The sequence below is a fragment of the Trinickia symbiotica genome (genome assembly GCF_003028655.1).
In the GTDB taxonomy this organism is placed as follows: Bacteria; Pseudomonadota; Gammaproteobacteria; order Burkholderiales; family Burkholderiaceae; genus Trinickia; species Trinickia symbiotica_A.
The window spans coordinates 153,943-179,743 of record NZ_PYUC01000012.1 but is presented as its reverse complement, the minus strand read 5'-3'; the positions used below and the strand labels follow the sequence as shown (position 1 = coordinate 179,743).

Genomic DNA, 25,801 nt, shown 5'->3' with positions numbered 1-25,801 from the left:
TTCAGCAGGGCGCCACGCACGTCGTCGTGCCCGGCGGCGTCACGATGGTGTTGCGCTCTTCAGGCACAGTCTGCGTTCCCTGCGGTACGACGACGGTCGTGTTCTCCTTCGGTGGCGGGCTCTTGCTGTATGAGAAGCAGCCCGCGATAAAAAACGGCAGCAAAAGCGCCAAAAACCAGTTCCGTTTCATCACTTCCTCCCTGTTGTATCGGCCGATGACGGCGGCGCGGCGAATGTCGATGCGCTGATGGAAAGCATCTCGCCCATCTCGCGCGCGACAACGCGGCGGGATGCCGCCAGTCGACGGCGCCGGCATCCCCACTCAAAGGGTCAGCAAAAGCGGTTCCCGGACGAGCGGCCGATTGAGCGGGAAAGTCGGAGGAAATGCGCTGCGCGGCGCCGCACGCGGCGCCGGATGGCCGGCGAGCGCGGCCGTTCGCGTCAATCGCCGACGTAGATCGCGAGCGTCTCCTTGATCTCTTCCATGACGACATAGCTCTTCGACTGCGTCGCGCCCGGCAATTGCAGCAGGATGTCGCCGAGCAATTTGCGATAGTCGGCCATTTCGCCGATGCGGGCCTTGATCAGGTAGTCGAAGTCCCCGGAGACGAGATGACACTCGAGTACTTCGGGAATCTTCTGCACCTCACGGCGGAATTGGTCGAACATGTTGCCGCTCTTGTGACCGAGCGTGATTTCGACGAAGACGAGCAGCGCCGCGCCGAGTTGCAGCGGATCGACGCGCGCGTGATAGCCCTTGATGACGCCGTCGCGCTCCATCCGTTTCACCCGCTCGATGCAAGGCGTCACGGTCAGGCCGACGCGTTCGGCGAGGTCTTTCATCGCGATGCGCCCGTCTTCCTGGAGCACTTTCAGGATATGGTGATCGAGCTTGTCCAGCTTGCGGACGGGTTGCCGCTGCGTGCGCATGGTTTTCACCAAAAATCAAAAAAGTACAGAAACAAAAACTGCTTTTGTCGCAATAGTATAGCGCCAAGAACTGGATCTTCCGTCTTGAGGGATAGCTATGCGAGTCATCGTTCTGGGCAGCGGCGTGGTCGGCGTGACGAGCGCTTATTATTTGGCGCGCGCCGGTCATGAAGTCACCGTGGTCGATCGCGAGGCGGGGCCCGCGCTCGAAACGAGCTTCGCCAACGCCGGGCAGATCTCGCCCGGCTACGCCGCGCCGTGGGCCGCGCCCGGCGTGCCGCTGAAGGCCGTCAAGTGGATGTTCCAGAAACACGCGCCGCTCGCGATCCGCCTCGACGGTACGCAATTCCAGCTGCGCTGGATGTGGCAAATGCTGCGCAACTGCACGGCCGAGCGCTATGCGACCAACAAGGGGCGAATGGTCCGTCTCGCCGAGTACAGCCGCGATTGCCTGCAAGCCCTGCGGGCCGAGACGGGCATTCAATATGAAGGCCGCACCGGCGGCACACTGCAGGTTTTTCGCACTCAGCAGCAGCTCGACGGCGCGGCAAAGGATGTCGCCGTCTTGCAAGAGGCGAACGTTCCTTATGAGCTCTTGAGCGCGACTGAGCTTTCGCGCGCCGAACCGGCGCTCGCAGCCGTCTCGCATAAGCTGACGGGCGGCCTGAGGCTGCCCGGCGACGAAACGGGCGACTGCCAACTTTTCACGACACGCCTCGCCGCGATGGCCGCCGAGCTTGGCGTGAAGTTCCGCTTCGGCACGTCGATCGACGAACTGCTGATGGCGTCGGGCCGCATCGCGGGCGTGCGCTGCGGCGACGAGGTGCTGCACGCCGATACGTACGTCGTGGCACTCGGTTCGTACTCGACGAAGCTCGTCGCCGACATCGCGAAGATTCCCGTCTATCCGCTGAAGGGCTATTCGATCACGGCCCCAGTCGTCAACGCGGAGGCCGCCCCTGTGTCGACGGTGCTCGACGAGACCTACAAGATCGCGATCACGCGCTTCGACAACCGGATCCGCGTCGGCGGCATGGCCGAGATCGTCGGCTTCGACAAGAAGCTGCGCCAGGCCCGCCGCGAGACGCTCGAGATGTGCGTGAACGATCTGTTCCCGGGCGCCGGCGACACGTCGCAGGCGCCGTTCTGGACGGGCTTGCGGCCCATGACGCCCGATGGCACGCCGATCGTCGGCCGCACGCCGTTGCCCAACCTTTTCCTCAACACGGGCCACGGCACGCTAGGCTGGACCATGTCGTGCGGCTCGGGGCAATTGCTGGCCGATCTGATCTCGGGCAAGCGGCCCGCCATCAAGGCCGACGATCTGTCCGTGCATCGGTACATCGGCGACGTCGGCGCCACGCCGCGTCCCGCTTACGCGTAACGGCAGGAGGGGCGCTCGAAGGGGCGCCCTCTTCATTTCCGCCGCGCGGCGCTCAAAACTGATCTTCGGACAACGCCAGCACGCCCTCGCCGCCTTTCGCACTCAAGATCGCCACCTCGAGCGCCGCGGCTCGCGGCAACAGATGTTCCGCATAGAAGCGCGCGGTGGCGATCTTCGCGCCGTAAAACGAAGGATCGCTCGATTCGTTCGCGGCCGCCGCGAGCATCGCGCGCGCCATCTGCCAACCGGCGAGCACGATTCCAGCGAGTTGCAGGTAGAGAACGCTGCCGGCAAACACCGCGTTGGGATCGCGCTTCGCGTTGGACAGGACGAAGTCGACGACGGCCGCGAGCGAGCGAGCACCGGCCTCGAGGCGCTCGCGCATAGACGCCAAGGCGGCGCCATCGCGCGCCGAAAGCGCCTGGATAGTCTCGCCGATGCGGCCGATCAGCTGCTTCGCCACGGCGCCGCCATCACGCAGCGTCTTGCGACCAACGAGGTCGTTCGCCTGGATCGCCGTCGTCCCTTCGTAAATGGTCAGAATGCGTGCGTCGCGATAGTACTGGGCGGCGCCGGTTTCCTCGATGAAGCCCATGCCGCCGTGCACCTGGACACCGAGACTCGCCACCTCGATCGAAAGCTCCGTGCTCCATCCCTTGACGATCGGCACGAGGTATTCGTAGACGGCTTGATGTTCGGCGCGCTTCGCTTCGTCGGGATGACGATGCGCGATGTCGCTCTCGGCAGCCGCCACATAGGCGAGCGCACGCGCGCCTTCCGTCAGCGCACGCATCGTCGCGAGCATCCGGCGCACGTCCGGATGATGAATGATCGTCACGGCCTCTCTCGCCGAGCCGTCGACAGGCCGGCTCTGCACGCGCTCCTTCGCATAGGCGACGGCCTTCTGGTAGGCGCGATCGGCAACGGCGATGCCCTGCATCCCGACGGCGAAGCGCGCGGCATTCATCATGATGAACATGTATTCGAGACCGCGATTCTCTTCGCCGACGAGATAGCCGAGCGCGCCGCCATGGTCTCCGAACTGAAGCACGGCCGTCGGACTCGCCTTGATGCCGAGCTTGTGTTCGATCGAAACGCAATGCACGTCGTTGCGGGCACCGAGCGAACCATCGTCGTTGACGAGAAACTTTGGCACGATGAAAAGCGAAATGCCTTTGACGCCCTCGGGCGCGTCGGGCGTGCGCGCAAGTACGAGGTGGACGATGTTGTCGGCCATGTCGTGCTCGCCCCACGTAATGAAGATCTTGGTGCCGAAGAGGCGATAAGTGCCGTCGCCTTGCGGCTCCGCTCGCGTGCGCACGAGCGCGAGGTCGGAGCCGGCCTGCGGCTCGGTCAGGTTCATCGTGCCCGTCCACTCGCCGCCGATCAGCTTCGGCACAAAGCGCTGCTTCTGCTCCTCGCTGCCGGCCGTGAGCAGCGCCTCGATCGCGCCGTCGGTCAGCAGCGGGCAGAGCGCAAAGGAGAGGTTCGCCGCGTTGAGCATCTCGATGCAGGGCGTACCGATGAGCTTGGGTAAGCCTTGACCCTCGTAGTCGAGCGGTTGTTGCACGCCTTGCCAGCCGCCTTGGACGAACTGACGAAACGCTTCCTTGAAACCGGGAGTCGCGGTGACGGCGCCTGCTTTCCATACACTCGGATTGCGGTCGCCTTCGACGTTGAGCGGAGCGAGCACCGCTTCGCAAAGCTTGGCCGATTCGCCGAGCACAGCCTGCGCCGTGTCGAGCGTCGCTTCTTCGAAGCCCGGCAGTTTGCCGATTTCGTCGAAGCCGGCAAGCTCCTTCATCACGAACAGCATGTCCTTGATAGGCGCGATGTAGCTCATTGTCTCCTCCGTCCCAAGCGTATAAAAAAAGGGGCGCCTCGCGCCCCCACTTTTCCGTCAGGCGCCGCTCATCGCAGCGCTTCACACGTCACGTCAAAGCGCGGCAACCAACTCGGGCACGAGCGAGAACAGATCGCCAACGAGGCCATAGTCGGCCACGCTGAAAATCGGCGCCTCCGGATCCTTGTTGATCGCAACGATCACCTTCGAATCCTTCATGCCGGCCAGATGCTGAATCGCGCCCGAGATACCCACGGCCACGTAGAGCTGCGGCGCCACGATCTTGCCCGTCTGCCCGACCTGATAGTCGTTCGGCACATAGCCCGCGTCGACCGCGGCGCGCGAGGCGCCCAATGCCGCACCGAGCTTGTCCGCGAGCGGCACGAGCACGCTCTCGTAGTTCTCGCCGCTGCCCAGGCCGCGTCCGCCCGAGACGACGATTTGCGCGCTCGTCAGCTCCGGCCGATCGAGCTTCGTCACTTCGCGGTTCACGAATTGCGAAATGCCGCGATCGGCGCTCGCCTCGACCTTTTCGATCGACGCGCTGCCGCCTTCCGCCGCCGCCGCGTCGAAGCCTGTCGCACGGACCGTGATCACCTTGATCGGATCGCTCGATTGCACCGTCGCGATCGCGTTGCCCGCGTAGATCGGCCGCTCGAACGTATCGGCCGACACCACCGCCGTGATTTCGCTGACTTGCGCCACGTCGAGCTTCGCCGCGATGCGCGGCGCGATGTTCTTGCCGTACGCCGTCGCGGGCGCGACGATATGCGAGTAGTCCTTGGCGATGCCGAGCACCGTCGCCTCGACGTTCTCGGCGAGCCCTTCGGCCAGCTGCGGCGCGTCGGCCAGCAGCACTTTCGAGACACCGGCGATCTTCGCCGCCGCATCGGCCGCGCCTTGCGCGTCGTGCCCCGCCACCAACACGTGAATATCGCCGCCGATCTTCTGAGCCGCGGCCACCGTGTTCAAAGTCGCGCCCTTGACGGTCGCGTTGTCATGTTCGGCAATTACCAGAATCGTCATTTCTCGTTGCTCCGCTCGCGCTTACAGCACCTTGGCTTCCGTCTTCAGCTTCTCGACCAGCGTCTTCACGTCCGGCACCATCACACCGGCACTGCGCTTCGGCGGCTCCGCCACCTTCAGCGTCTTCAGACGCGGCGTCACATCGACGCCGAGGTCTTCGGGCTTGATCGTCTCCAACGGCTTCTTCTTCGCCTTCATGATGTTCGGCAGCGTGACGTAGCGAGGCTCATTCAGACGCAGGTCCGTCGTCACCACGGCCGGCAGCGTCAGCGTGAGCGTTTCGGCGCCGCCGTCCACTTCGCGCGCCACCGTCGCCCGCTTTTGTCCGCCCTCATCGGCAATGGTCAGCTTCGACGCGAACGTCGCCTGCGGCAAGCCAGCCAGCGCGGCGAGCATCTGACCCGTCTGGTTCGAGTCGTCGTCGATCGCCTGTTTGCCGAGGATCACGAGCTGCGGCTCTTCCTTCTCGACGAGCGCCTTCAAGAGCTTCGCCACGGCCAGCGGCTGCAGCTCTTCGCTCGATTCGACGAGAATCGCACGGTCCGCGCCGATCGCGAGCGCCGTGCGCAAGGTCTCCTGGCACTGCGCCACGCCGCACGAAACGGCGACGATCTCGGTCGCCACGCCCGCTTCCTTGAGGCGCACCGCTTCCTCGACGGCGATTTCGTCGAACGGATTCATCGACATCTTCACGTTCGCGATGTCGACACCCGTGCCGTCCGACTTCACCCGGACCTTCACGTTGTAGTCAACCACGCGCTTGACTGGAACCAGAACTTTCATGCACACGCTCCAAAGTGACGATTACGTTAACCTAGCGGCCATTATAACGACGGCGCTTCGAGCCACCGCGCCGGGCTAGGAAGCCGAAGGGTCTCTCCTCCGATGGTGCACGCGGCATTAGCGAACGATCGTTTTATTTTAATGAGGCGCGGACCTGGACGCCAAGTCCCGTTACTCGACGAACGCCTCTACTAACGCGCACCGCGCCGGCCGCAGCCGGCGTACCCCGCCTTTTCCGCGTTTCCGCCGGCGATGCTCAGCGATGGCTGAGCCGCCGCACGAGCCAATCGCCGAACGACTGAACGAGCTGGACGAACACGATCAGGATCACGACGACGGCCAGCATCACCTGCGGCAGGAAGCGCTGATAGCCGTAGCGGATGCCGAGGTCGCCGAGCCCGCCTCCGCCGATCGCCCCCGCCATCGCCGAATAGCCGACTAGCGAAACGAACGTGATCGTGAGCCCCGCGACGATGCCCGGCAGCGCTTCGGGCAGCAGCACCTTGAAGACGATCTGTCGCGTCGTCGCCCCGAGCGCTTGCGCCGTCTCGATAAGGCCGCGATCGACCTCGCGCAGCGCGGTCTCGACGAGGCGCGCGATGAACGGCGCCGACGCGATCGTGAGCGGGACGACGGCCGCGGCCGTGCCGATCGAGGTCCCGACGACGACGCGTGTAAATGGAATCACGGCCACGAGCAGGATGATGAACGGCGTCGAGCGCACGGCGTTGACCGTCAAGCCCATCGCGCGATTAGCTGAGACGCTTTCGAGCACGCCCCCGCGTTCGGTGAGGTGCAGCAATACGCCGAGCGGCAGGCCGACGAGCGCGCCGAGCGTCCCCGAAATACCGACCATGACGAGCGTTTCCCAGAACGACTGGAGAAACATCGAGAGCATTTCGTCAAACATGCGAGAGTGCCTCCACGACCACGCCTTGCTCACGCAGAAAGTCGAGCGCGGCGCCAAGCTGCGCCGGCTCGCCGCCCGCCAGCACGGCAAGCGAGCCGAATGCGCGGCCCTGAATGTCGTCCACCTGGCCGTGCAGGATGTTCATGTCGACGGCGTAGCGCCGGATCGTCTCCGAGAGCACGGGCCGATCGACGCTCGCGCCGGCGAACGCGAGCCGCAGCAGTCGGCCCTCGCCCGTCTCGAGATGCTTCGCGACGCGCGCTTTCACGGCCTCGGGAAGCTCGTGCGCGATGACGTCGCCGAGCAGCGCGCGCGTGACTTCGTGACGCGGCTTCAGGAATACATCGACGACACTGCCTTGCTCGACGACCCGGCCTGCGTCCAGCACCGCGACGCGGTCGCACACCTGCTTGATGACTTCCATCTGGTGTGTGATCAGTACGATGGTCAAGCCGAGCTTCCGATTGATGCTTCTCAGCAGCTCGAGGATCGAGCGCGTCGTCTCGGGATCGAGCGCCGACGTCGCTTCATCGGAAAGCAGGACTTTGGGCTTGCTCGCGAGCGCGCGGGCGATACCGACGCGCTGCTTTTGACCGCCGCTGATTCGCGCCGGATAGCGGTCCTTCTGAGCGGAGAGCCCGACGAGTTCGAGCAGCGGGAGCACGGCCGCCTCGATCGCGGCCCGCTTCATGCCGGCCAGCTCGAGCGGCAGCGCGACGTTCTCGAAGACGGTGCGCGAGTTCAGCAGGTTGAAGTGCTGGAAAACCATGCCGATTTCGCGGCGCGCCTCGCGCAACTGGTCGGCCGGCAGTGCCGTCAGCGTACGGCCCGCGACGACGACCTCGCCCTCGCTCGGCCGCGAAAGCAGATTGATCGTGCGCACCAGCGTGCTCTTGCCGGCGCCGCTGCGGCCGATGATGCCGAAGATCTCGCCAGCCGGGATCGTCAGATTGACGGCTTGAAGCGCATCGACCCATCCTTGTGGTCCGGGGTAGCGCTGCGAAACGTTGCGTAATTCGATCATCAAAAGTAAAACGGCGGAGACCGTCGGAGCGCGCCTCGCGCTTGTCGACAGCCGGCCGCCGTGGCTCACTGGTAAAGGCGCTTATTTTATCGCAATGCGGCAAATGACGATTAATAAGCAATCGTCCGATTAAAATAACTATCAGTAATTAGAGGTCTTGACCCACGTGGATGCGGGTCCGCCCGCGCGAACCCGACTAATATCTGTTCCCCAAGCACCACTTGAAAGGTTGCGCCATGGTCAGCAGCGTCGAGCGCTCGCCCGCACATCAGAATGGAGCGCCGCCTCGAGCCGGGCGACGCGGACACACGGGCACCGTTCGCACCGCCGACGGAGTCGAACTCGCCTGCTACCGCTGGCCGGCAGCCTCGGCTGCCGCCACCGCGGCTTACCGGGAGCCGCGCCCTCGCGCGACAGTCGCACTCTTGCACGGCCTCGCCGAGCACGCCGGCCGTTATGCCCCGCTCGCCGAATGCCTGAACGCGGCCGGCATCGAGCTCGTGGCGATCGATCTGCGCGGCCACGGACGTTCGCCCGGCAAGCGCACGTGGGTCGCTCGGATCGACGATTATTTGTCCGATGCGCAGGCGCTGCTCGATGCCGCTCGCGACCCCGAGCGTAGCGACGGCTCCGAGCCGCCGCTCTTCCTGATGGGCCACAGCATGGGTGGCGCGATCGCGGCGCTATTCGCCATCGAGCGGCTCGCCGATTTCGCCGAGCGCAACGGGCCGCTCGCCGGCCTCATCCTCTCGAGCCCGGCTCTGGCGCCGGGCCATGACGTGCCGCGCTGGAAGATCGCGGCGAGCCGCTTTGTCAGCCGTGTTTGGCCCAGCTTTCCGGCGATGAAAGTGGAACCGGCGCTGCTCGCGCGCGATGAAACCGTCGTCGAAGCGAATCGTCGCGACCCGCTCGTCCACCACGGCAATATACCGGCTCGCACGGGGGCCGGAATTCTCGATGCGATGGCGCGCATCGAGCGTGGCCGCGCCGCGCTGCGGCTACCGGTGCTCGTCTATCATGGCAGCGAGGACAAGCTCACCGAGCCGCTGGGCAGCCGCGCGTTTGCCGCGCAAGTCGGCTCGCCCGATTGCACGCTGACGATTTACGAAGGCAGCTACCACGAGACGATGAACGATCTCGATCGCGAGCGCGTCATCGAAGCGTTGATCGATTGGATCAAGCACCGTTCGTCGGCCAGTTCGGCTTCCGCTTCTCGATAAATGCATGGATGCCTTCGAGCGCGGCCTCATCCATCGCATTGCAGGCGATCGTCTGCGCGGCCAGCTGATAGGCGGCTTCGACGTCCAGCTCGAGCTGGCGATAAAACAGCGTCTTGCCCGCGCGGACCGCCGCGGCCGGCTTCGCGCAAATACTCGAGGCCAGCTCGGCGATTTCGGCATCGAGCGCGTCGAGCGGCGCCATCCGATTGACGAGCCCCTTTTCACGAGCCTGCGCGGCGTCGATGAAATCGCCCGTCATGAGCATTTCGAAAGCGGCCTTGCGGGAAAGATTGCGCGAAAGCGGCACGGCCGGCGTCGCGCAGAAGAGACCGTAGTTGATGCCGGAAACGGCAAAGCGCGCGGTGTCGGCCGCCACGGCAAGATCGCACATGGCCACAAGCTGACACCCGGCCGCCGTCGCCATGCCGTGCACGCGCGCGATGACAGGTTGCGGCATGCGCTGGATCGTCATCATCAGTTCCGAGCAGCGTGCGAAAAGCGCTCGATAGTACTCGAGCGACGGCGCCGCGCGCATCTCCTTGAGGTCGTGCCCCGCACAGAAAGCACGGCCCGCGGCCGCGATCACGACGACGCGCGCATCGGACTTCTCGATCGTCCGGAGCGCCGTGTGCAATTCGGCGATCAGCTGCTCCGACAGCGCGTTGAACGCGTCGGGGCGATTGAGCGTGAGACGCACGACACCCGGCAGGCCGTACGCGCCATGCTCGACGATGAGCACGCCCGCTCCGCTTGTCGGTGTCGACGGCGATGAAGATGACGGTAGCGGTTGGTTCGCATCCATAGCGGCTCCTTTGCGTCTCGTCCGTTGCGTGTTGGCGTTTCCCCGCCGACTTCCCTTCGCAACCGCGCCCGTGCTCCCGATCGTCGGTCACGCCGGCTCGGGCACGGCATCTTTCATCAAATGCCCGCCAGTGCGCGCACGTGCGCGACGGCGCTTCGCCCGAGTGCCGACAGGTTGTAGCCGCCCTCGAGGCAGCTCACGATCCGTCCGCGCGCGTCACGCTCGGCGACGAGCCGAATCTGCTCGGTGATCCACGCGTAGTCGTCTTCGACGAGCCCCATATTGCCGAGGTCGTCCTCGCGATGCGCGTCGAATCCGGCCGAGACGAAAATCATTTCCGGCTTGAACGCCGCAAGACGCGGCAGCCAGGTCGTCTCAATCGCGCTTCTGACGACGTCGCCCTTCGTTCGCGCCGGCATCGGCAGATTGAGCATGTTCGGCGCCGGGTTCTCGGCGCCTGAAAAGGGGTAGAAGGGGTGCTGAAAAAAGCTGCACATCAGCACGCGCTCGTCTCCTGCAAATGCCGCCTCGGTGCCGTTGCCGTGATGAACGTCGAAATCGACGATGGCGACGCGCTCGAGACCGTGCACGTCGAGCGCGCGGCGCGCCGCGATCGCGACGTTGTTGAAAAAGCAAAATCCCATCGCGCGCGCGGGCTCCGCGTGGTGGCCCGGCGGCCGAACCGAGCAAAACGCATTGTCGTAGCGCCCCTCGATGACCGCGTCGGTCGCCGCGACCGCCGCGCCCGCGGCACGCAGCGCCGCTTTCCAACTGTGCGGATTCATCGCCGTATCCGGGTCGATCCAGGCGTACCCTTCGCTCGGCGCGCAGCCTTCGATGTAAGCGATGTGCTCGGCACTGTGCACGCGCGCGAGATCCTCTATCTGCGCGAGCGGTGCGTCCTCGTGCACGATCAGCGGCGCGATGCCGCTCGCAATCAACTGGTCTTCGATCGCCTGCAGCCGCTCCGGGCACTCGGGGTGCCCCCGGCCCATCATGTGCCAGGCGCAGTCGGGATGTGAGTAGACAGCTGTCGCCATGTTCGTTTGCCTGCCGCGTACGGCATGTCTCCTGTATCGGCTCAGCAACTACGTTACCACACCGCACATGGCGGCGATCAGAGGCGATTGCGCACGCCAAATCGCGGTTTCGCGCGCCACGCCCGTTCGCTATACTGCGCCGAGCCGCTTTTCCCGAACAGAACATGACCGTCGACATCGCAACGAGCCCCACCAAGAGGTTGCATCGAGCCGCCGCGCTCCTGATCGCTGCCGCCGCCCTGGCTTGCGGCAGCGCGCCTCAGATCGCCGCCGCCCACACGCTCGCCAAGAAGCGCGTCACACTCGCGTCCAACAATCAGCCGCCGCAGGGGCCGAGCAACGGCACGAGCGAGGAGCCGATCGAGCCGCAGCGCTACGCGAACAATCAAGACGTCAACTCGTTCGTCGACGACATGGTCGCGCGCTATGACTTCGACCCCGAAGCCTTGCACGCGCTTTTCGCGAGCGCGAACTATTCGCCGACGATCGTGAAGCTCGTGACGCCCGCGCCTACGCCGGGCATCAAGAACTGGGCCGCCTATCAGTCGCGCTTTCTCGATCCGATCCGGATCGATGCGGGCGTCAAGTTCTGGCGCGAGAACCAGGCAACGTTGCAACGCGCCTACGAACAGTACGGCGTGCCGCCCGAGATCGTCGTCGGCATCATCGGCGTCGAAACGATGTACGGCCGCTATATGGGCAACTTCCGCGTGCTCGACTCGCTCACGACGCTCGCGTTCGACTATCCGAACACGCCGAACCGCGCCGAGCGCGAAATGACGTTCCGCAAGAACCTCGAGGACTACCTCGTCTGGACGCGTAACGCTGGACTCGATCCGACGAGCGTGCGCGGCTCATACACGGGCGCCATCGGCATTCCGCAGTTCCTGCCGAGCAGCGTGCTCAAGTACGCGGTCGACTTCGACGGAACGAGCCACATCGACTTGCGCACGAGCGTCGCCGACGCGATCGGCAGCGTGGCTCACTATCTGAATGAAAACGGCTGGAGCACGGGGCGCCCCGTCGTGTGGAAGATTTCGCACGATGCGGGCAGTCTCGGCATCGCGCAGGCGGCGGCCGACGGGCGGCCCGAGCCGCATTGGCCGCTCTCGCAAATGCTGCGCGCGGGCATGGTGCTCGACGAGCCGGGACTCGATACGACGACTGAAGCGAGCACGGCCGTGCTCGTCATCGATTTACCGACTCCCGGCGAACCGACCGATTACATGCTCGGCCTGAACAACTTCTCTGTCCTCACGACCTACAACCGCAGCTTCTTCTACGCGCTCGCCGTCTACGAGCTTGGCGAAACCGTCAAGGCTCGCATGCTTCAGGCCGGAAATACGCCTGTCGACAAATAACGGTCGCCGCGATCGCAGACGATAAAGACGATCGTCGAATTCTCGACCTGGCGAGCGACGCGCAGCGCCACTTCGCACGCGCCGCCCGACGAAATCCCGCAGAAGATCCCTTCGACGGCCGCCATGCGCCGCGCCGTCGCCTCGGCCGCCGCCTGCGAGACGTTCTCGGTGCGATCGACGCGGCTCCGATCGAAGATCTTCGGCATATACGCCTCAGGCCATTTGCGGATCCCCGGAATGCGCGAGCCATCTTCGGGCTGCGCGCCGATGACCTCGATCTCGCCGTTCTTTTCCTTCAGAAACCGCGAGACGCCCATGATCGTGCCCGTCGTTCCCATCGACGAGACGAAGTGCGTGATGCGCCCCTCGGTGTCGCGCCAGATCTCGGGACCCGTCGCTTCATAGTGCGCAAGCGGATTGTCAGGGTTCGCGAATTGATCGAGGATTACGCCCTTGCCTTCGTGTTGCATCTCTTCGGCGAGATCGCGCGCGTATTCCATCCCGCCCTTGACGGGGGTAAGCAGGATTTCGGCGCCGTACGCGGCCATGCTTTGACGGCGCTCGGCGGACAGGTCCTCGGGCATCACGAGCACCATCTTGTAGCCGCGAATCGCCGCCGCCATGGCGAGCGCGATGCCCGTGTTGCCGCTCGTCGCTTCGATCAACGTGTCGCCGGGCTTGATGCGCCCGCGCGCCTCGGCATGCTTGATCATCGACAGGGCCGGCCGGTCTTTCACAGAGCCCGCGGGATTGTTGCCTTCGAGTTTGGCGAGGATAACGTTGTTGCGGCTGCGGATCTCGTCGTCCGGCAAGCGCACGAGTTGAACGAGTGGCGTGTTGCCTATCGTGTCTTCGATGGTCTTGTAAGGCATGAGGTTGCGCGCTTGGGTATGTAGGCTGGAAACGTGAATAAACGACTGCGATTGTAGAACACCGGGCGAGGACGCGCCGGAGCCCGGATTCGCCATGCCGCGAGCCAACGCAAAAAACCCGCGGTGCGGCCGCGGGAAGCCGTCATCTCTCTGACGGTGAAGGAGATGAAATTCCGAGGCAATCAATCGGGCCGCTCGCGCACGGTGCGCACGATGGGGCCGCGAAACGTCGGCTACTGCCCTATCGCCATGGCGGCGGGACGCGCCTGCGCACGCGCGAGACTGCGCGCGGCGAACGCCCCGCTGGTGGGGGCATGTTCGATGGCGGGCCCGATCTCGAGGCCCTCGGCCTGCAGCCGCTCGAGTGCACGACCGCCGAACCCCTTGACCCGCTGCGCCAGATCGGCCGCATCGCGGAACGGGCCGCCGGCCGCGCGCTCGTCGAGAATCGCGCGTGCCTTCGCGGGCCCGATACCCTTGATGCTGATGAGCGCTGCCTCGTCGGCAGCATTGACATCCACAGCCGCGAATGCGTGGCCGTGGGCCGCGACGAGCGCGGCGGCGGCAAACCAGTGTAGAAATCGTCTGGACATGGAATCTCCGTTGAACGTGGCGGCTGGCCAGCCCTGGAAGGCCAACCGCGAGACCCCAGTGTAGGGATAACGAAGCGCGTCTTACAGTTGGCCGAACAGCCAACGCACGTAGCGATCGACGCCCTCTTGCACCGTCAGGAACGGCGCATCGTAGCCGGCGGCGCGCAAGCGCGAGAGATCCGCTTGCGTGAAGCACTGATACTTGCCGCGCAGCGCGTCCGGGAACGGAACGTATTCGATGAGCCCGCGCTGCACGAGCTCGGCGAGCGAGAGCGCCGGTTGATTCTCGAGCGCACGCAGCGTATTGACGACGGTCGAAGCAATATCGTTGAACGGCTGGGCACGGCCGGTGCCGAGGTTGAAGATGCCTGACTTCTCGGGATGATCGAAGAAGAAGAGATTGACCTTCGCGACGTCCTCGACCGAAACGAAATCGCGCGTCTGCTCACCCGCGGCATAGCCGTTGTACTCACCGAAGAGCTTGACCTTGCCCTCGGCTCGGAACTGATTGAAGTTGTGAAACGCGACCGACGCCATGCGGCCCTTGTGCGCTTCGAGCGGCCCGTAGACGTTGAAGTAACGGAACCCGACGATCTGGCTTTTCGCGCTCGGCAGCTCGCGACGGATCACCTGATCGAACAGGAATTTCGAATAGCCGTAGACGTTGAGCGGCGCTTCGACCTCGCGTTCTTCGACGAACCGCGTCGAGCCGCCGTAAATCGCCGCCGACGACGCGTAGAGAAACTGCGTCCCTTGCGCGAGGCATGCGTCGAGCACGGCGCGGCTATAGCGGAAGTTGTTCTCCATCATATAGCGGCCGTCGGTCTCCATCGTGTCCGAGCAGGCGCCTTCGTGAAACACGGCACGTACCTTGCCGAACTCGCCGCGAGCGAACCGCTCGACGAAATCGTTCTTGTCGAGGTAATCGTCGATTTCGCAGTCGACCAGATTCCTGAACTTGTCGGCGCGCGTGAGATTGTCGACAGCGATGATGCGTGCTTCACCGCGGTCATTGAGCGCCTTGACGATATTGCTGCCGACGAACCCCGCGGCTCCGGTGACGATGATGGTCATGATGGTAGGGCTAAGAAAAAGAAAAACGCGAAAGCTGAAAAACGCAAAAGCGCGCGGGAAACGGAACCGGGCGGCGCGCCCTTCGCGTTTCCGCTCAGCCGATTCAACCGGCCGGCGCGAACAGTTCCTCGTAGTCGACGGTGGCCGTGCCGAGCTTGCCGACGACGATCCCCGCTGCACGATTCGCGAGCGTGATCGCTTCGACGAGCGACAGGCGCGCGCCGAGCATGACGGCCAGCGTGGCGATGACAGTATCGCCCGCACCCGACACATCGTACACTTCGCGCGCGACGGCCGGCACGTGAAGCTCGCCGTCGGCCGTGAAAAGCGTCATCCCCTCTTCCGAGCGCGTGAGCAGCAAGCCCTCGAGCTCGAGCGATGTCCGCAGCGCCGTGACGCGCGCACGCAGGTCTTCCTCGGACTTCCACTGTCCGACGACCTCGCGTAGCTCGGCCCGGTTCGGCGTGATCAGCGTCGCGCCGCGATAGCGCTCCCAGTCGTCGCCTTTCGGGTCGACGAGCACGGGCTTGCCGGCCGCGCGCGCCTTCTCGATCATCCGCGTGACGTGCGTAAGACCGCCCTTCGCGTAATCGGACAGCAAGACGACATCTTGCGACGAGAGCAGCGCGTCGAAACGCGCCAGTCCCGCGAGCAACGCTTCGTGCGTCGGCATGTTTTCGAAATCCATCCGCAACAATTGCTGCTGACGGGAAAGCACGCGCAACTTGATCGTCGTGGAAAGCGCCGGGTCGCGTTCCAGGTGCGGCGCGACGCCGCTCACCTTCAAGAGCTCGACGATCCGCTCGCCCGGTTCGTCCCGCCCGACGACGCAAAGCAGCCCCGCCTGCGCGCCGAGGGCGGCCGCATTGCGCGCGACGTTGGCGGCGCCGCCGAGCCGATCTTCCTGCCGCTGCACGTGAACGACGGGCACCGGCGCCTCGGGCGAGATGCGGTTGACATCGCCGAACCAATAGCGATCCAGCATGACGTCGCCGACGACGAGCACGCGCGCCGCCGCGAGCCGCTCGCGCGGCACGACGGGCACCGGCGCCGGTCCGGCGGCGGGAATCGGCGATGTCGCCTGACGAGCCGTCTGCACGGCCTGAACGCGCATGTCCGCGTCAGGCGCCGTGATCGGTCGAGGAGTGGATTGCGGTGTCGATTTGGACATGAGGGCGCCCGATCGCGTAGTAGTCGATGCCGAGCTCGGCCATCGCTTCCGGTTCGTAGAGATTGCGGCCGTCGAAAATGACGGAGGTTTTCAGCACCGATGTCATGTGCATGAAGTCGGGGCTCTTGAACTCCTTCCATTCGGTCAGAATGACGAGCGCGTCGGCATCCGGCAGCGCTTCTTCCTGCGAGCTCACGAGCGAGAGCCGCGCGAGCGCATCGGGTTCATGGGCCAGATCGAGCGCGAACACGCGCCGCGCCTCATCGAGCGCAACGGGATCGTAGGCGCGCACGCGAGCGCCGCGCGCGAGCAGCGCGGCAATCACGCGCCGGCTCGGCGCCTCGCGCATGTCATCGGTGTTCGGCTTGAACGACAACCCCCAGACGGCGAATGTGCGCCCCGTCAAATCGCGGCCGAGCACGTTCTCGATCTTCTGCACAAGCACTTCCTTTTGCTCATGGTTCACGTCCTCGACCGCTTGGAGAATGCGCAGCCGCTGCCCATTCTCGCCCGCGGTGCGCACGAGCGCCTGCACGTCTTTCGGAAAACACGAGCCGCCGTAGCCGACGCCCGCATAGAGAAAGTGATAGCCGATGCGCGGATCGGAGCCGATGCCGCGTCGCACGGCCTCGATGTCCGCTCCGACGCGGTCGGCCAGATTCGACATCTCGTTCATGAATGAGATACGCGTGGCCAGCATGGCGTTGGCCGCATACTTCGTGAACTCGGCCGAGCGAACGTCCATGTAGAGCGTGCGCTCATGATTGCGGTTGAAAGGCGCATAAAGGCGCTTCATCTTCTCGCGCGCGAGCCGGCCCCGCTCATCGTCGTCGATGCCGATCACGATGCGGTCCGGCCGCATGAAGTCCTCGACCGCCGCGCCTTCCTTGAGAAACTCGGGATTCGAGACGACCGAGAACGCGTGAGCGTCGCTGCCGCCGACGCCGCGCGCGTCGAGCTCAGCCATGACGACGGAACGCACGCGCTCGGCCGTGCCGACGGGCACCGTCGATTTGTCGACGATCACCTTGAAGCCGTTCATATAGCGGCCGATATTGCGTGCCGCCTCGAGCACATATTGAAGATCGGCCGAACCGTCCTCGTCGGGCGGCGTTCCGACGGCGATGAACTGAATCTCGCCATGCTCGACGCTCGCTTTCACGTCCGTCGAAAACGTGATGCGCCCGTGCGCGCGCGTGCGCGCGATGATTTCCCGAAGCCCCGGCTCGTGGATCGGCACGCCGCCGTTATTGAGAATGTCGATCTTGCGCGGATCGACGTCGAGACAGAAGACGTCGTTGCCGATTTCCGAAAGACAGGCACCCGTGACAAGACCGACATAACCCGTACCGATGATGGTGATTTTCATGAGCGTTCAAACGTTCACTGGTTGGGGCCGGCCGCTGGCAGCAGCCGGCGAGCAACTTCATTGCGGCGTCGCGATCGGCTCGACCCGGCGCGGCGCATAGGTTTCCCAGCCGCTGCAGCCGGGGCACTGCCAATAGAAAAGCCTCGCCCGGAAACCGCAATTTTGGCACGTGTATCGTGGCAGATTTTTGGTGCGCTGCTTGATCAGCATGCGAATCAGCTCGAGCTCGCTGCGGCGCGGCTCTTCGGCCGCCGCCATTTGTGCCTCGATGAGCCGCGTCATGCCGGCGAGATTCGGCGATGCGCGCATCTGCTCGCGGGCCAACGTATGGGCGACGTCGTCGCCGCGCAACGCCGCGACGTGCGGATAAGCGATATCGAGCAAGTCGTTCGATCCATAGCGCTTGACGTATTCCGTCAGCAACTCGGCGCCCTCGTCCGCTCTCGAAAGCGCCGCGTAGCCCTTCATCAGTTTCTCGGCCACGAGCGGCAAGTAGGTGGGGTTCTGCTCTTCGACACGGCGCCAGGCCGCGATCGCAGCCTCATGCTCACCGGCGGCCGCCGCCACGTCACCAGCCAATATCGTCGCCCGAACGTTCTGCGGGTTGGCCTCGAGCGCCAACGCAAGCTCGTCCGCCGCTTGCGCGCCGTTCTTCCGATTGAGCGCCTCCTGCGCCAGCTCGCAATGAAACTGGGCAACCTCCTTGGCGAGCGATGGGGCGCCCATGGCCTCGAGCTTGGCGGCGGTTTCGATGGCCTTGCGCCATTCCTTTTCGATTTCGTAGATCGTCAACAGCGCCCGTTGCGCGGCGAGCGCATGCTCGCCGCTGTCGAGCCGCGCGAACGTCTCTTCCGCGCGATCGAGCAGGCCAGCCTTCAGAAAGTCCTGGCCGAGCTCGATCAGCGCATGACTGTGCTCGTTGGCGGGCAAGTCGGCGCGGCTCAACAGGTTCTGATGAATGCGGATCGCGCGGTCGGTTTCGCCGCGCCGCCGGAACAGGTTGCCGAGCGCGAAGTGAAGCTCGATCGTTTCGGGGTCGAGCTTGACGACTTCGATGAATGCATCGATGGCCTGGTCCGGCTGCTCGTTGAGCAGAAAATTGAGGCCGCGAAAATAGGACCGCGGCAGATTGGCGCTCTCGGACAGCAGCGCTTTCAGGTCGTAGCGCGCCGCCATCCAGCCGAGCGCGAACGCCACCGGGATGATGAGCAGCCACCAGAAATCGAGATCCATGCGTGGGTGGACGTTGGCCGGTTAAACGATAGGGGAAAGGTGGACGACTGGGGTCTTGCGGCCGCCGAAAGTTAGACCACGGGCGGTAGCGGCGGCTCGCTGACGGCAGCCGGCGTTTCACGCGCCGTGCGCAGTTCGCGCTTGAGCCGCCCGTTCTCGAACCGGAGCCGCACGACGGCCGGCAGCGCGGAAACGAGCCCGGCAAGCAGACCGACGCCGAAAAACGCGAGGCCGATCAGGATCAACGGCGCCTGCCAGGCGTATCCGGCGAGGAAATTCAAGGTAGCGCTCTGTGTGTTCGCGAGCGCGAGCACGAGCAGCAGCACGAAGACCAGCGCACGGATCAACCAGACGATGACTTTCATAGGTCACTCTTGAGGGTAGGCTCAATCGAGGGCGGCGCCGCGCGGAACGGCCATCGACGCAGCGGTAGGCAGCCGACTGAGCAGCTTCGGAATGCGACGGCCCCAGGGCGCGCCGCCGCCCTGGCGAAACGCCCCGTATTGTAATGGAAAGGCCCCATTCGTCGGGCGTGATGCGTGCCGGCGAAAGGCTGACGGCTGCCTCGCCGCGGTATCCGTCGCCCATGAAAAAAGCGCCCTGGGGCGCTTTTTTCATTGCCATCGATCGGCATTCGATCGGTTGCCGGCAGTCGACTACGGCCGGACGATCCTGCTTGCGCAGCGCGCTCACGCATCGTCGGCGTCGTCGGCGACCTTCAGCGGCTCACCTGCGCGACGGTCCACCCGCTCCCGCAATTCCTTGCCGGGCTTGAAATGCGGCACGTGCTTTTCCGGCACGAGCACCTTCTCCCCCGACTTCGGATTGCGTCCCACACGGGACGGACGACGATTGAGGCCGAAACTGCCGAAGCCGCGAATTTCGATGCGATGACCCTTGGCGAGTGCCTCGGACATCGCATCGAGCATCGTTTTCACCGCGAAATCCGCATCCTTCAAGACGAGTTGCGGAAATCGCGCTGCCAGCTGGGCGACCAATTCGGATTTGGTCATACTGCGGCAGACCTCTCAAGAGCTCACTGATTCTGGCCGTCGAGCTTGGCCTTCAACAGCGCGCCGAGGTTCGTCGTACCCGAAGCCGCCGCGCTCGTATCGGCTTGCAGACCGCGCATCGCCTCTTGCTGCTCGGCCGAATCCTTGGCCTTGATCGACAGGTTGATGCTGCGCGACTTGCGATCGATGTTGATGATCATCGCGTTGATCTTGTCGCCGTCCTTGAGCGCGTTGCGGGCATCCTCGACGCGGTCCTGCGCGATTTCCGACGCGCGCAGATAGCCTTCGACGTCAGCCGTGAGCGTGATCACCGCGCCCTTGGCATCGACCGACTTGACCGTGCCGTCGACGATCGAGCCCTTGTCGTTCATCGCAACGAAGTTGCTGAACGGGTCGCCTTCGAGCTGCTTGATGCCGAGCGAAATGCGCTCTTTCTCGACGTCGATGCCGAGCACGACCGCTTCCACTTCGTCGCCCTTCTTGTACTTGCGGACGGCTTCCTCGCCCGACTCGCTCCACGAGAGATCCGACAGGTGGACGAGACCGTCGATGCCGCCGGGCAGGCCGATGAAGACGCCGAAATCGGTGATCGACTTGATCGCGCCGCTGATCCGGTCGCCCTTCTTGAAGTTGCGGCTGAAGTCGTCCCAAGGATTCGGCTTGCACTGCTTCATGCCGAGGCTGATACGACGACGGTCTTCGTCGATCTCGAGCACCATGACTTCGACTTCGTCGCCGAGCTGAACGACCTTCGAAGGCGCCACGTTCTTGTTCGTCCAGTCCATTTCGGAAACGTGGACGAGACCTTCGATGCCCGACTCGACTTCGACGAACGCACCGTAGTCAGTGATGTTCGTGACCTTGCCGAAAAGACGCGTGCCCGACGGGTAGCGGCGCGAGATGCCTTCCCACGGATCGTCGCCGAGCTGCTTGATGCCGAGCGAGACGCGGTTCTTTTCCTGATCGAACTTGAGGATCTTCGCCGTGACTTCCTGGCCGACGGACAGCACTTCGCTCGGGTGACGCACGCGGCGCCATGCGATGTCGGTGATGTGCAGCAGGCCGTCGATCCCGCCGAGGTCGACGAACGCGCCGTAATCGGTGATGTTCTTGACGACGCCGTTGACGATCGCGCCTTCCTTCAGCGTCTCGAGCAGCTTCGCGCGCTCTTCGCCTTGCGTCGCCTCGATCACGGCACGGCGCGAAAGCACGACGTTGTTACGCTTGCGATCGAGCTTGATGACGCGGAATTCGAGCGTCTTGCCTTCGTAAGGAGTCGTATCCTTGACGGGGCGCGTGTCGACGAGCGAGCCCGGCAGGAACGCGCGGATGCCGTTGACCATGACGGTCATGCCGCCCTTCACCTTGCCCGTGATCGTGCCGGTGACGAGCTCGTTGTTGTCGAGCGCCTTTTCCAGCGACAGCCACGAAGCAAGGCGCTTCGCCTTGTCGCGCGACAGGATCGTGTCGCCATAGCCGTTCTCGAGCGCGTCGATCGCGACCGAGACGAAGTCGCCCGCCTGCACTTCCACCTCGCCCTGATCGTTCAGGAATTCCTCGATCGGAATGTAGGCTTCGGACTTGAGACCCGCGTTGACGACCACGAAGTTGTGGTCCACGCGCACGACTTCGGCGGAGATCACTTCGCCCGCGCGCATGTCTTGCTTGGTCAGCGACTCTTCGAACAGAGCCGCGAAAGATTCGGTATTCGGGTTGGAGGTTTGCAGGTCGGACATAAAAATCGTATTTGCATGGCTTCGCGCCGAGCGCCTGGATCCGGCCTCGCGCTCGAATCGATCACGAGCGGGCACCGAACCGGGGCGCGCACAACGGCGAACGCCATACGGGGTTAAGGGTTAACACCACGTTTCACGCTTTCGCACCCTCGGCCGCCATCATCCGCATCGACTTCCCGGCAACTTCGGACGCGCTCGCGAAACACCTACGGTGCTCCATACCACTGCACCACCTGATCGACGGCTTCGTCGATCGAAAGCGCGGAGGTATCGAGCAGCTTCGCATCTGCAGCGGGCTTGAGCGGCGCGGCGGCGCGGTTCGTATCGCGTGCGTCGCGCTCACGCAAATCCCGGAGCAAGTCATCCATATTAGCAGAAAAGCCTTTTTGGATCAATTGCTTATACCGCCGCTCCGCGCGTGCCTCGACACTCGCCGTCAGGAACACCTTCAGCGCCGCGTCGGGAAAGATCACCGTGCCCATGTCGCGGCCGTCGGCGACGAGCCCCGGCTCCTTGCGAAACGCGCGCTGGCGCGCCACGAGCGCCGCCCGCACCGGCTGGTGCACGGCGATCGCCGACGCGCGGTTGCCGATGGCCTCGGCGCGGATTTCGTCCGATACGTCGACGCCGTCGAGCTGGGCCAGCCCCTCCCGAAACGTGATATGGAGATCGTCGACGAGCGCGACGAGGGCATCGGCCGCATCGGGCGCCACGTCATAGCGCAAGCTCGCGAGCGCGGCGAGCCGGTACAGCGCGCCGCTGTCGAGCAGGTGGAAGCCGAGCCGAGCCGCCACGAGCGCGGCGACCGTGCCTTTGCCCGAGGCGGTCGGCCCGTCGATCGTGATGACGGGAGTCTGGTGGTAGGGACGGGTCGATTTCATCGGGCGGTCACGGTGCGACGAGCGTCTTGAAGCGGTCGAAGTAGTCGGGGAACGTCTTCGCGACGCACTTCGGATCGTTGATGCGCACCGGCACGCCGAGGAGGCTCACGAGCGAAAAGCACATCGCCATCCGGTGATCGTCGTAGGTGTCGATCGCCGCATTGGGCGTGAGTGCCGCGGGCGGCCTGACGGCAATGTAATCGGGCCCCTCCTCGATCGTGGCGCCGACCTTGCGCAACTCGTTCGCCATCGCCGCGATGCGGTCCGTCTCCTTCACGCGCCAGCTGCCGATGTTGCGCAAGCGCGTGATGCCGCGTGCGGAGAGCGCCGCAACGGCGAGCGTCATCGCCGCATCGGGAATCAGATTGCAGTCCATGTCGACGGGCTGGAGCCGGCCGTCGTCGTGGCCGACGCCGCGCACCTCGATCCAGTCGTCGCCCATCGAGACGTTGGCGCCCATTTGCGAAAGCGCCTCGGCGAACTCGACGTCGCCCTGGATGCTCGCGCGCCCGACGCCTTCGACACGGACAGGGCCGCCGCCGAGCGCGCCGGCCGCGAGAAAGTACGAAGCCGACGATGCATCGCCTTCGACCATGATCGAGCCCGGCGACTTGTAGCGCACGCCGGCCGGCACGCGGAAACACCGCCACCCGTCACGCTCGACGATCACGCCGAAGCGTTCCATCAAACGCATCGTGATCTCGACATAGGGCTTCGAGATTAGCTCGCCGTCGACTTCGATCGTGATCATGTCGACCCGCTCGCCGACGCCCGCTCCTGCGCCTGAAGCAGCCTCGGGCGCGCCGCGAACATCGCCCGCCGGCCGCTTCAGGCGCACGAGCGGCAGCGTCATCAAGAGTGCCGTCAGGAACTGGCTCGACACGTCGCCGCGCACGCGGATCGGGCCGTCGACCGCTATCTCCGCCGGGCGGATCCGAAGCGGCGGAAAGCCTTCGTTTTCTTCGTAGTCGATGCGCGCGCCGATCTGCCGCAGACCATCGACGAGGTCGCCGATCGGCCGCTCGTGCATGCGCGGCACGCCGAATACGCGATAGTTGCCGCCATTGACGGCGAGCGCGGCCGTCAGCGGCCGCACTGCGGTACCGGCGTTGCCGAGAAAAAGATCGGCCGACTTCGCCGTGAATGCGCCGCGCGTGCCCGTTACGGCACAGGTGTCGCCTTCGCGCACGAATCGAACGCCGAGCTTCGCAAGCGCGTCCAGCATGACGCGCGTATCGTCGGAATCGAGCAGGTTCGAGATCGTCGTTTCGCCCTCGGCGAGCGCGGCAAGCAGCAGCACGCGGTTCGAGATGCTCTTGGAGCCGGGCAGCCTGATGGTGCCCTCGGCATGGGAATACGGTCCGAGGTCGAGAAAGTCCATATCTGTCGGGTCCTGTTCGGGTCTGCTCCGGATCGCTCCGGATCGATTCATTTGGCGGCGAGATCGCCGGCGGGGCCGGCAGCCTGAGCGCCGCGCTCCTGCCACGCGGCGCGTGCCTCGCGGGAACGGGTGAAGACGGTTTCGAGCGTCGCGCCGTCGCCCGCCACGATCGCGGCGCGCAGCCGCGCGAGCACCGCCGCGTAGCCGTCGAGCTCGGCCAGCAGCGCAGTCCGGTTCGCCAAGCAAACGTCGCGCCACATTTCGGGGCTCGAAGCCGCGATCCGCGTAAAGTCGCGAAAGCCCCCCGCGGCAAACGAGAACTTCAACGCCGCGTCGGGCTCCCCGAGAATCTGCTCGACCAGCGCGAACGAGAGCAGGTGCGGCAGATGGCTGACCGACGCGAACACGCGGTCGTGCTGCCCGGCTTCCATCGTCCGCACCTCGGCGCCGGCGGCCCGCCAGAGCGCCTCGATGCGCGCCACGTCGGCGGCCCGGTTCTCGGCGAGCGGGCACAGGACGACGTTGCGCCCGACATAAAGATCGGGCAGCGCCGCCTCGACGCCGCTCGACTCGCGGCCCGCGATCGGATGACCCGGTATGAATTGCCCGATCGACGCGCCGAGGGCCGCGCGCGCGGCCGCCACGACGTCCGTTTTGGTGCTGCCGGCATCGGTGACGAGCGTCGCCTCGCCGAGAAACGGCGCGATCCGCGCGAGCAGCGGCTCGGTCTGCGCGACGGGCGCCGCGATGAGAACCAGGTCGGCCCCGCCAAGCGCGCGGCGCAAAGCGTCGTCGTCGTCGAGCGCGGCGACCTCGTCGACGACGCCGAGCGCCTTCGCCCGCTCGGCTGTGGCGAGCGAGCGGCCGACGCCGACGACGATGCCGCCCGCCGCTGCCCGCCCGCCTTCGCGCAACGCGCGCGCGAGCGAGCCGCCGATCAGGCCGACGCCGAAAATGACGAGTTTCTCGAAAGTGAAAGAAGTCACGACGGCTCAGCCCACCGCGAGTGCCTGCTCGAGCGCCGCGATGAACGCCTCGTTTTCCTCGGGCAGGCCGATGGTCACGCGCAGCCACTGCGGCAACCCGTAGTTGCCGACGGGCCGCACGATCACGCCCGCCTTCAGCAGCGCGAGATTGACGCGCGCGCCCGCGCCGTCGTCATTGCCGACGCGCACGAGCACGAAGTTGCCGAACGACGGCACATACTCGAGGCCCAGCTTGTCGAACGCCTCGGTCAAGCGCCGATAGCCGGCCGCGTTCAGCGCGGCGCTTTTTTCGAGAAATGCGCGATCGCCGAGCGCGGCGACGGCCGCGGCCTGCGCGATCGTATTGACGTTGAACGGCTGGCGCAGACGGTTCAGCAAATCGGTCAGCTCGGGCTGCGCGATCGCGAAGCCGACGCGCAGCCCGGCCAGGCCGTAGGCCTTCGAGAACGTCCGCGAGACGAGCAGGTTCGAATAGCGGCGCACCCAGGCGATCGAGTCGTAGCGCTTCTCGACGGGCAGGTACTCGGTGTAGGCCTCGTCGAGCACGACGACGACATTCTTTGGCACCTTCTCGAGAAACGCCTCGAGCGCGGGCCCTTCGATGAACGTGCCGGTCGGGTTGTTCGGATTCGCGATGAAGACGAGGCGCGTATCGGGTTCGATCGCGCGCAGCATCGCATCGAGGTCATGACCGTACTGGACGGCCGGCGTCACGATCGCTCGTGCGCCGAGCCCTTGTGTCGCAAGCGCATAAACGGCGAACGAGTACTGCGCGTAGACGATCGATTGCCCTTTTTCGACGAACGCATGCGCGGCGAGCTCGAGGATGTCGTTGCTGCCGTTACCGAGCGTGATCCACTCGGCCGGCACTTCGTATCGCTTGGCGAGCGCGCCCTTCAGCTCGAACGCGTTCGAATCGGGATAACGGCCCAGCTCCGCCACGGCCGCCGCCATTGCGGCCTTCGCCGAGTCGGGCATGCCGAGCGGATTCTCGTTCGACGCGAGCTTGACGATGCGCGCCTCGTCGAGCCCGAACTCGCGCGCGACTTCGGAGATCGGCTTGCCGGCGATGTAGGGCGCGATCTGGCGCACGTAGGAAGGGCCGTATTGGATGGTCATATATGTCTCCAGGGCGAACGTCTCTCTCGACTGAGTACGGAATGGATCGT

25 protein-coding genes are annotated in these 25,801 nt (G+C 65.0%); 3 read left to right on the top strand and 22 right to left on the bottom strand.

The window, feature by feature from the left end; all coding sequences use genetic code 11:
• Position 1: 1 nt before the first annotated feature.
• Both C9I57_RS32490 and C9I57_RS23160 read right to left on the bottom strand, forming a co-directional pair.
• Positions 2–190, bottom strand: coding sequence for a hypothetical protein (locus tag C9I57_RS32490; protein WP_146166252.1), 189 nt, complete (start codon positions 188–190; stop codon positions 2–4).
• A 251-nt stretch (positions 191–441) separates the two neighbouring features.
• Positions 442–930: an Lrp/AsnC ligand binding domain-containing protein gene (locus C9I57_RS23160; RefSeq protein ID WP_107152957.1), complete on the bottom strand. Its 489-nt coding sequence runs from the start codon at positions 928–930 to the stop codon at positions 442–444.
• Positions 931–1,027: 97 nt separating this feature from the next.
• Between C9I57_RS23160 and C9I57_RS23155 the strand changes: the two genes are divergently transcribed.
• Positions 1,028–2,314: a D-amino acid dehydrogenase gene (locus tag C9I57_RS23155; protein ID WP_107152956.1), complete on the top strand. Its 1,287-nt coding sequence runs from the start codon at positions 1,028–1,030 to the stop codon at positions 2,312–2,314.
• 52 nt (positions 2,315–2,366) lie between these two features.
• Here C9I57_RS23155 and C9I57_RS23150 read toward each other — a convergent pair whose 3' ends face one another.
• The 5 genes from C9I57_RS23150 to C9I57_RS23130 all read right to left on the bottom strand — a co-directional run bounded on the left by C9I57_RS23150 (position 2,367) and on the right by C9I57_RS23130 (position 7,900).
• Positions 2,367–4,157, bottom strand: coding sequence for an acyl-CoA dehydrogenase (locus tag C9I57_RS23150; RefSeq protein WP_107152955.1), 1,791 nt, complete (start codon positions 4,155–4,157; stop codon positions 2,367–2,369).
• A gap of 93 nt (positions 4,158–4,250) precedes the next feature.
• Entirely contained in the window at positions 4,251–5,183 is a 933-nt protein-coding gene (locus tag C9I57_RS23145; RefSeq protein WP_107152954.1) for an electron transfer flavoprotein subunit alpha/FixB family protein, read from the bottom strand.
• A gap of 21 nt (positions 5,184–5,204) precedes the next feature.
• A complete protein-coding gene (locus tag C9I57_RS23140; protein ID WP_107152953.1) occupies positions 5,205–5,966 on the bottom strand; it encodes an electron transfer flavoprotein subunit beta/FixA family protein in 762 nt (253 codons plus the stop codon).
• 256 nt (positions 5,967–6,222) lie between these two features.
• Positions 6,223–6,876, bottom strand: coding sequence for a methionine ABC transporter permease (locus C9I57_RS23135; protein WP_107152952.1), 654 nt, complete (start codon positions 6,874–6,876; stop codon positions 6,223–6,225).
• On the bottom strand, positions 6,869–7,900 hold the full coding sequence (locus C9I57_RS23130) for a methionine ABC transporter ATP-binding protein (RefSeq protein WP_107152951.1): 1,032 nt from the start codon (positions 7,898–7,900) through the stop codon (positions 6,869–6,871). Before C9I57_RS23130 ends, C9I57_RS23135 begins: the two co-directional genes overlap by 8 nt.
• Positions 7,901–8,136: 236 nt before the next feature.
• On the opposite strand from C9I57_RS23130, the gene C9I57_RS23125 reads away from it, so the two are divergent.
• Positions 8,137–9,120, top strand: coding sequence for an alpha/beta hydrolase (locus C9I57_RS23125; RefSeq protein WP_107152950.1), 984 nt, complete (start codon positions 8,137–8,139; stop codon positions 9,118–9,120).
• Here the strand turns inward: C9I57_RS23125 and C9I57_RS23120 are convergent.
• Complete coding sequence (locus C9I57_RS23120; protein ID WP_181321924.1) at positions 9,077–9,922, bottom strand: enoyl-CoA hydratase; 846 nt, start codon at positions 9,920–9,922, stop codon at positions 9,077–9,079. The genes C9I57_RS23125 and C9I57_RS23120 overlap by 44 nt on opposite strands.
• Positions 9,923–10,038: 116 nt before the next feature.
• On the bottom strand, positions 10,039–10,962 hold the full coding sequence (locus C9I57_RS23115; RefSeq protein WP_107152949.1) for a histone deacetylase family protein: 924 nt from the start codon (positions 10,960–10,962) through the stop codon (positions 10,039–10,041).
• Between the two features lie 164 nt (positions 10,963–11,126).
• Here C9I57_RS23115 and mltB point away from each other — a divergent pair, with 164 nt between their 5' ends.
• Positions 11,127–12,323 carry a lytic murein transglycosylase B gene (mltB, locus tag C9I57_RS23110; RefSeq protein WP_107152948.1) on the top strand — a complete coding sequence of 399 codons (1,197 nt, stop codon included), beginning with the start codon at positions 11,127–11,129 and terminating at the stop codon, positions 12,321–12,323.
• Here mltB and cysM read toward each other — a convergent pair.
• From cysM to hisC, 13 genes are all read right to left on the bottom strand, one after another.
• Positions 12,293–13,195, bottom strand: a complete 903-nt coding sequence (cysM, locus tag C9I57_RS23105; RefSeq protein ID WP_107153006.1) for a cysteine synthase CysM — start codon at positions 13,193–13,195, stop codon at positions 12,293–12,295. The genes mltB and cysM overlap by 31 nt on opposite strands.
• A gap of 233 nt (positions 13,196–13,428) precedes the next feature.
• Positions 13,429–13,788 (bottom strand): ComEA family DNA-binding protein, encoded by a 360-nt coding sequence (locus C9I57_RS23100; protein ID WP_107152947.1) that lies wholly within the window; start codon positions 13,786–13,788, stop codon positions 13,429–13,431.
• 81 nt (positions 13,789–13,869) lie between these two features.
• Entirely contained in the window at positions 13,870–14,862 is a 993-nt protein-coding gene (gene rfaD, locus C9I57_RS23095; RefSeq protein WP_107152946.1) for an ADP-glyceromanno-heptose 6-epimerase, read from the bottom strand.
• 103 nt (positions 14,863–14,965) lie between these two features.
• Positions 14,966–15,976 carry a D-glycero-beta-D-manno-heptose-7-phosphate kinase gene (rfaE1, locus tag C9I57_RS23090; RefSeq protein ID WP_440130242.1) on the bottom strand — a complete coding sequence of 337 codons (1,011 nt, stop codon included), beginning with the start codon at positions 15,974–15,976 and terminating at the stop codon, positions 14,966–14,968.
• 7 nt (positions 15,977–15,983) lie between these two features.
• The gene (locus tag C9I57_RS23085; RefSeq protein ID WP_107152945.1) at positions 15,984–17,402 is read right to left on the bottom strand and encodes a UDP-glucose dehydrogenase family protein; all 1,419 of its coding nucleotides are present in this window, start codon (positions 17,400–17,402) and stop codon (positions 15,984–15,986) included.
• 57 nt (positions 17,403–17,459) lie between these two features.
• Positions 17,460–18,635, bottom strand: a complete 1,176-nt coding sequence (gene lapB, locus C9I57_RS23080) for a lipopolysaccharide assembly protein LapB (protein ID WP_107152944.1) — start codon at positions 18,633–18,635, stop codon at positions 17,460–17,462.
• Positions 18,636–18,706: 71 nt separating this feature from the next.
• Positions 18,707–19,000 carry a LapA family protein gene (locus tag C9I57_RS23075; protein WP_018439096.1) on the bottom strand — a complete coding sequence of 98 codons (294 nt, stop codon included), beginning with the start codon at positions 18,998–19,000 and terminating at the stop codon, positions 18,707–18,709.
• Positions 19,001–19,324: 324 nt separating this feature from the next.
• The gene (locus tag C9I57_RS23070; protein WP_018439097.1) at positions 19,325–19,648 is read right to left on the bottom strand and encodes an integration host factor subunit beta; all 324 of its coding nucleotides are present in this window, start codon (positions 19,646–19,648) and stop codon (positions 19,325–19,327) included.
• A gap of 23 nt (positions 19,649–19,671) precedes the next feature.
• Positions 19,672–21,384: a 30S ribosomal protein S1 gene (rpsA, locus tag C9I57_RS23065; RefSeq protein WP_107152943.1), complete on the bottom strand. Its 1,713-nt coding sequence runs from the start codon at positions 21,382–21,384 to the stop codon at positions 19,672–19,674.
• Between the two features lie 206 nt (positions 21,385–21,590).
• Positions 21,591–22,265, bottom strand: coding sequence for a (d)CMP kinase (gene cmk, locus C9I57_RS23060; protein ID WP_107152942.1), 675 nt, complete (start codon positions 22,263–22,265; stop codon positions 21,591–21,593).
• A 7-nt stretch (positions 22,266–22,272) separates the two neighbouring features.
• The gene (locus tag C9I57_RS23055) at positions 22,273–23,646 is read right to left on the bottom strand and encodes a 3-phosphoshikimate 1-carboxyvinyltransferase (protein ID WP_107152941.1); all 1,374 of its coding nucleotides are present in this window, start codon (positions 23,644–23,646) and stop codon (positions 22,273–22,275) included.
• 47 nt (positions 23,647–23,693) lie between these two features.
• The gene (locus tag C9I57_RS23050; protein WP_107152940.1) at positions 23,694–24,632 is read right to left on the bottom strand and encodes a prephenate dehydrogenase; all 939 of its coding nucleotides are present in this window, start codon (positions 24,630–24,632) and stop codon (positions 23,694–23,696) included.
• 6 nt (positions 24,633–24,638) lie between these two features.
• Positions 24,639–25,751 (bottom strand): histidinol-phosphate transaminase, encoded by a 1,113-nt coding sequence (hisC, locus tag C9I57_RS23045; RefSeq protein ID WP_107152939.1) that lies wholly within the window; start codon positions 25,749–25,751, stop codon positions 24,639–24,641.
• Positions 25,752–25,801: the final 50 nt, after the last annotated feature.

Bases quoted from the DNA above. Each gene is read 5' to 3' on its own strand.
- C9I57_RS32490 (WP_146166252.1), bottom strand. From the start codon at position 190: ATGAAACGGAACTGGTTTTTGGCGCTTTTGCTGCCGTTTTTTATCGCG.
- C9I57_RS23160 (WP_107152957.1), bottom strand. From the start codon at position 930: ATGCGCACGCAGCGGCAACCCGTCCGCAAGCTGGACAAGCTCGATCAC.
- C9I57_RS23155 (WP_107152956.1), top strand. From the start codon at position 1,028: ATGCGAGTCATCGTTCTGGGCAGCGGCGTGGTCGGCGTGACGAGCGCT.
- C9I57_RS23150 (WP_107152955.1), bottom strand. From the start codon at position 4,157: ATGAGCTACATCGCGCCTATCAAGGACATGCTGTTCGTGATGAAGGAG.
- C9I57_RS23145 (WP_107152954.1), bottom strand. From the start codon at position 5,183: ATGACGATTCTGGTAATTGCCGAACATGACAACGCGACCGTCAAGGGC.
- C9I57_RS23140 (WP_107152953.1), bottom strand. From the start codon at position 5,966: ATGAAAGTTCTGGTTCCAGTCAAGCGCGTGGTTGACTACAACGTGAAG.
- C9I57_RS23135 (WP_107152952.1), bottom strand. From the start codon at position 6,876: ATGTTTGACGAAATGCTCTCGATGTTTCTCCAGTCGTTCTGGGAAACG.
- C9I57_RS23130 (WP_107152951.1), bottom strand. From the start codon at position 7,900: ATGATCGAATTACGCAACGTTTCGCAGCGCTACCCCGGACCACAAGGA.
- C9I57_RS23125 (WP_107152950.1), top strand. From the start codon at position 8,137: ATGGTCAGCAGCGTCGAGCGCTCGCCCGCACATCAGAATGGAGCGCCG.
- C9I57_RS23120 (WP_181321924.1), bottom strand. From the start codon at position 9,922: ATGGATGCGAACCAACCGCTACCGTCATCTTCATCGCCGTCGACACCG.
- C9I57_RS23115 (WP_107152949.1), bottom strand. From the start codon at position 10,962: ATGGCGACAGCTGTCTACTCACATCCCGACTGCGCCTGGCACATGATG.
- mltB (WP_107152948.1), top strand. From the start codon at position 11,127: ATGACCGTCGACATCGCAACGAGCCCCACCAAGAGGTTGCATCGAGCC.
- cysM (WP_107153006.1), bottom strand. From the start codon at position 13,195: ATGCCTTACAAGACCATCGAAGACACGATAGGCAACACGCCACTCGTT.
- C9I57_RS23100 (WP_107152947.1), bottom strand. From the start codon at position 13,788: ATGTCCAGACGATTTCTACACTGGTTTGCCGCCGCCGCGCTCGTCGCG.
- rfaD (WP_107152946.1), bottom strand. From the start codon at position 14,862: ATGACCATCATCGTCACCGGAGCCGCGGGGTTCGTCGGCAGCAATATC.
- rfaE1 (WP_440130242.1), bottom strand. From the start codon at position 15,976: ATGCGCGTTCAGGCCGTGCAGACGGCTCGTCAGGCGACATCGCCGATT.
- C9I57_RS23085 (WP_107152945.1), bottom strand. From the start codon at position 17,402: ATGAAAATCACCATCATCGGTACGGGTTATGTCGGTCTTGTCACGGGT.
- lapB (WP_107152944.1), bottom strand. From the start codon at position 18,635: ATGGATCTCGATTTCTGGTGGCTGCTCATCATCCCGGTGGCGTTCGCG.
- C9I57_RS23075 (WP_018439096.1), bottom strand. From the start codon at position 19,000: ATGAAAGTCATCGTCTGGTTGATCCGTGCGCTGGTCTTCGTGCTGCTG.
- C9I57_RS23070 (WP_018439097.1), bottom strand. From the start codon at position 19,648: ATGACCAAATCCGAATTGGTCGCCCAGCTGGCAGCGCGATTTCCGCAA.
- rpsA (WP_107152943.1), bottom strand. From the start codon at position 21,384: ATGTCCGACCTGCAAACCTCCAACCCGAATACCGAATCTTTCGCGGCT.
- cmk (WP_107152942.1), bottom strand. From the start codon at position 22,265: ATGAAATCGACCCGTCCCTACCACCAGACTCCCGTCATCACGATCGAC.
- C9I57_RS23055 (WP_107152941.1), bottom strand. From the start codon at position 23,646: ATGGACTTTCTCGACCTCGGACCGTATTCCCATGCCGAGGGCACCATC.
- hisC (WP_107152939.1), bottom strand. From the start codon at position 25,751: ATGACCATCCAATACGGCCCTTCCTACGTGCGCCAGATCGCGCCCTAC.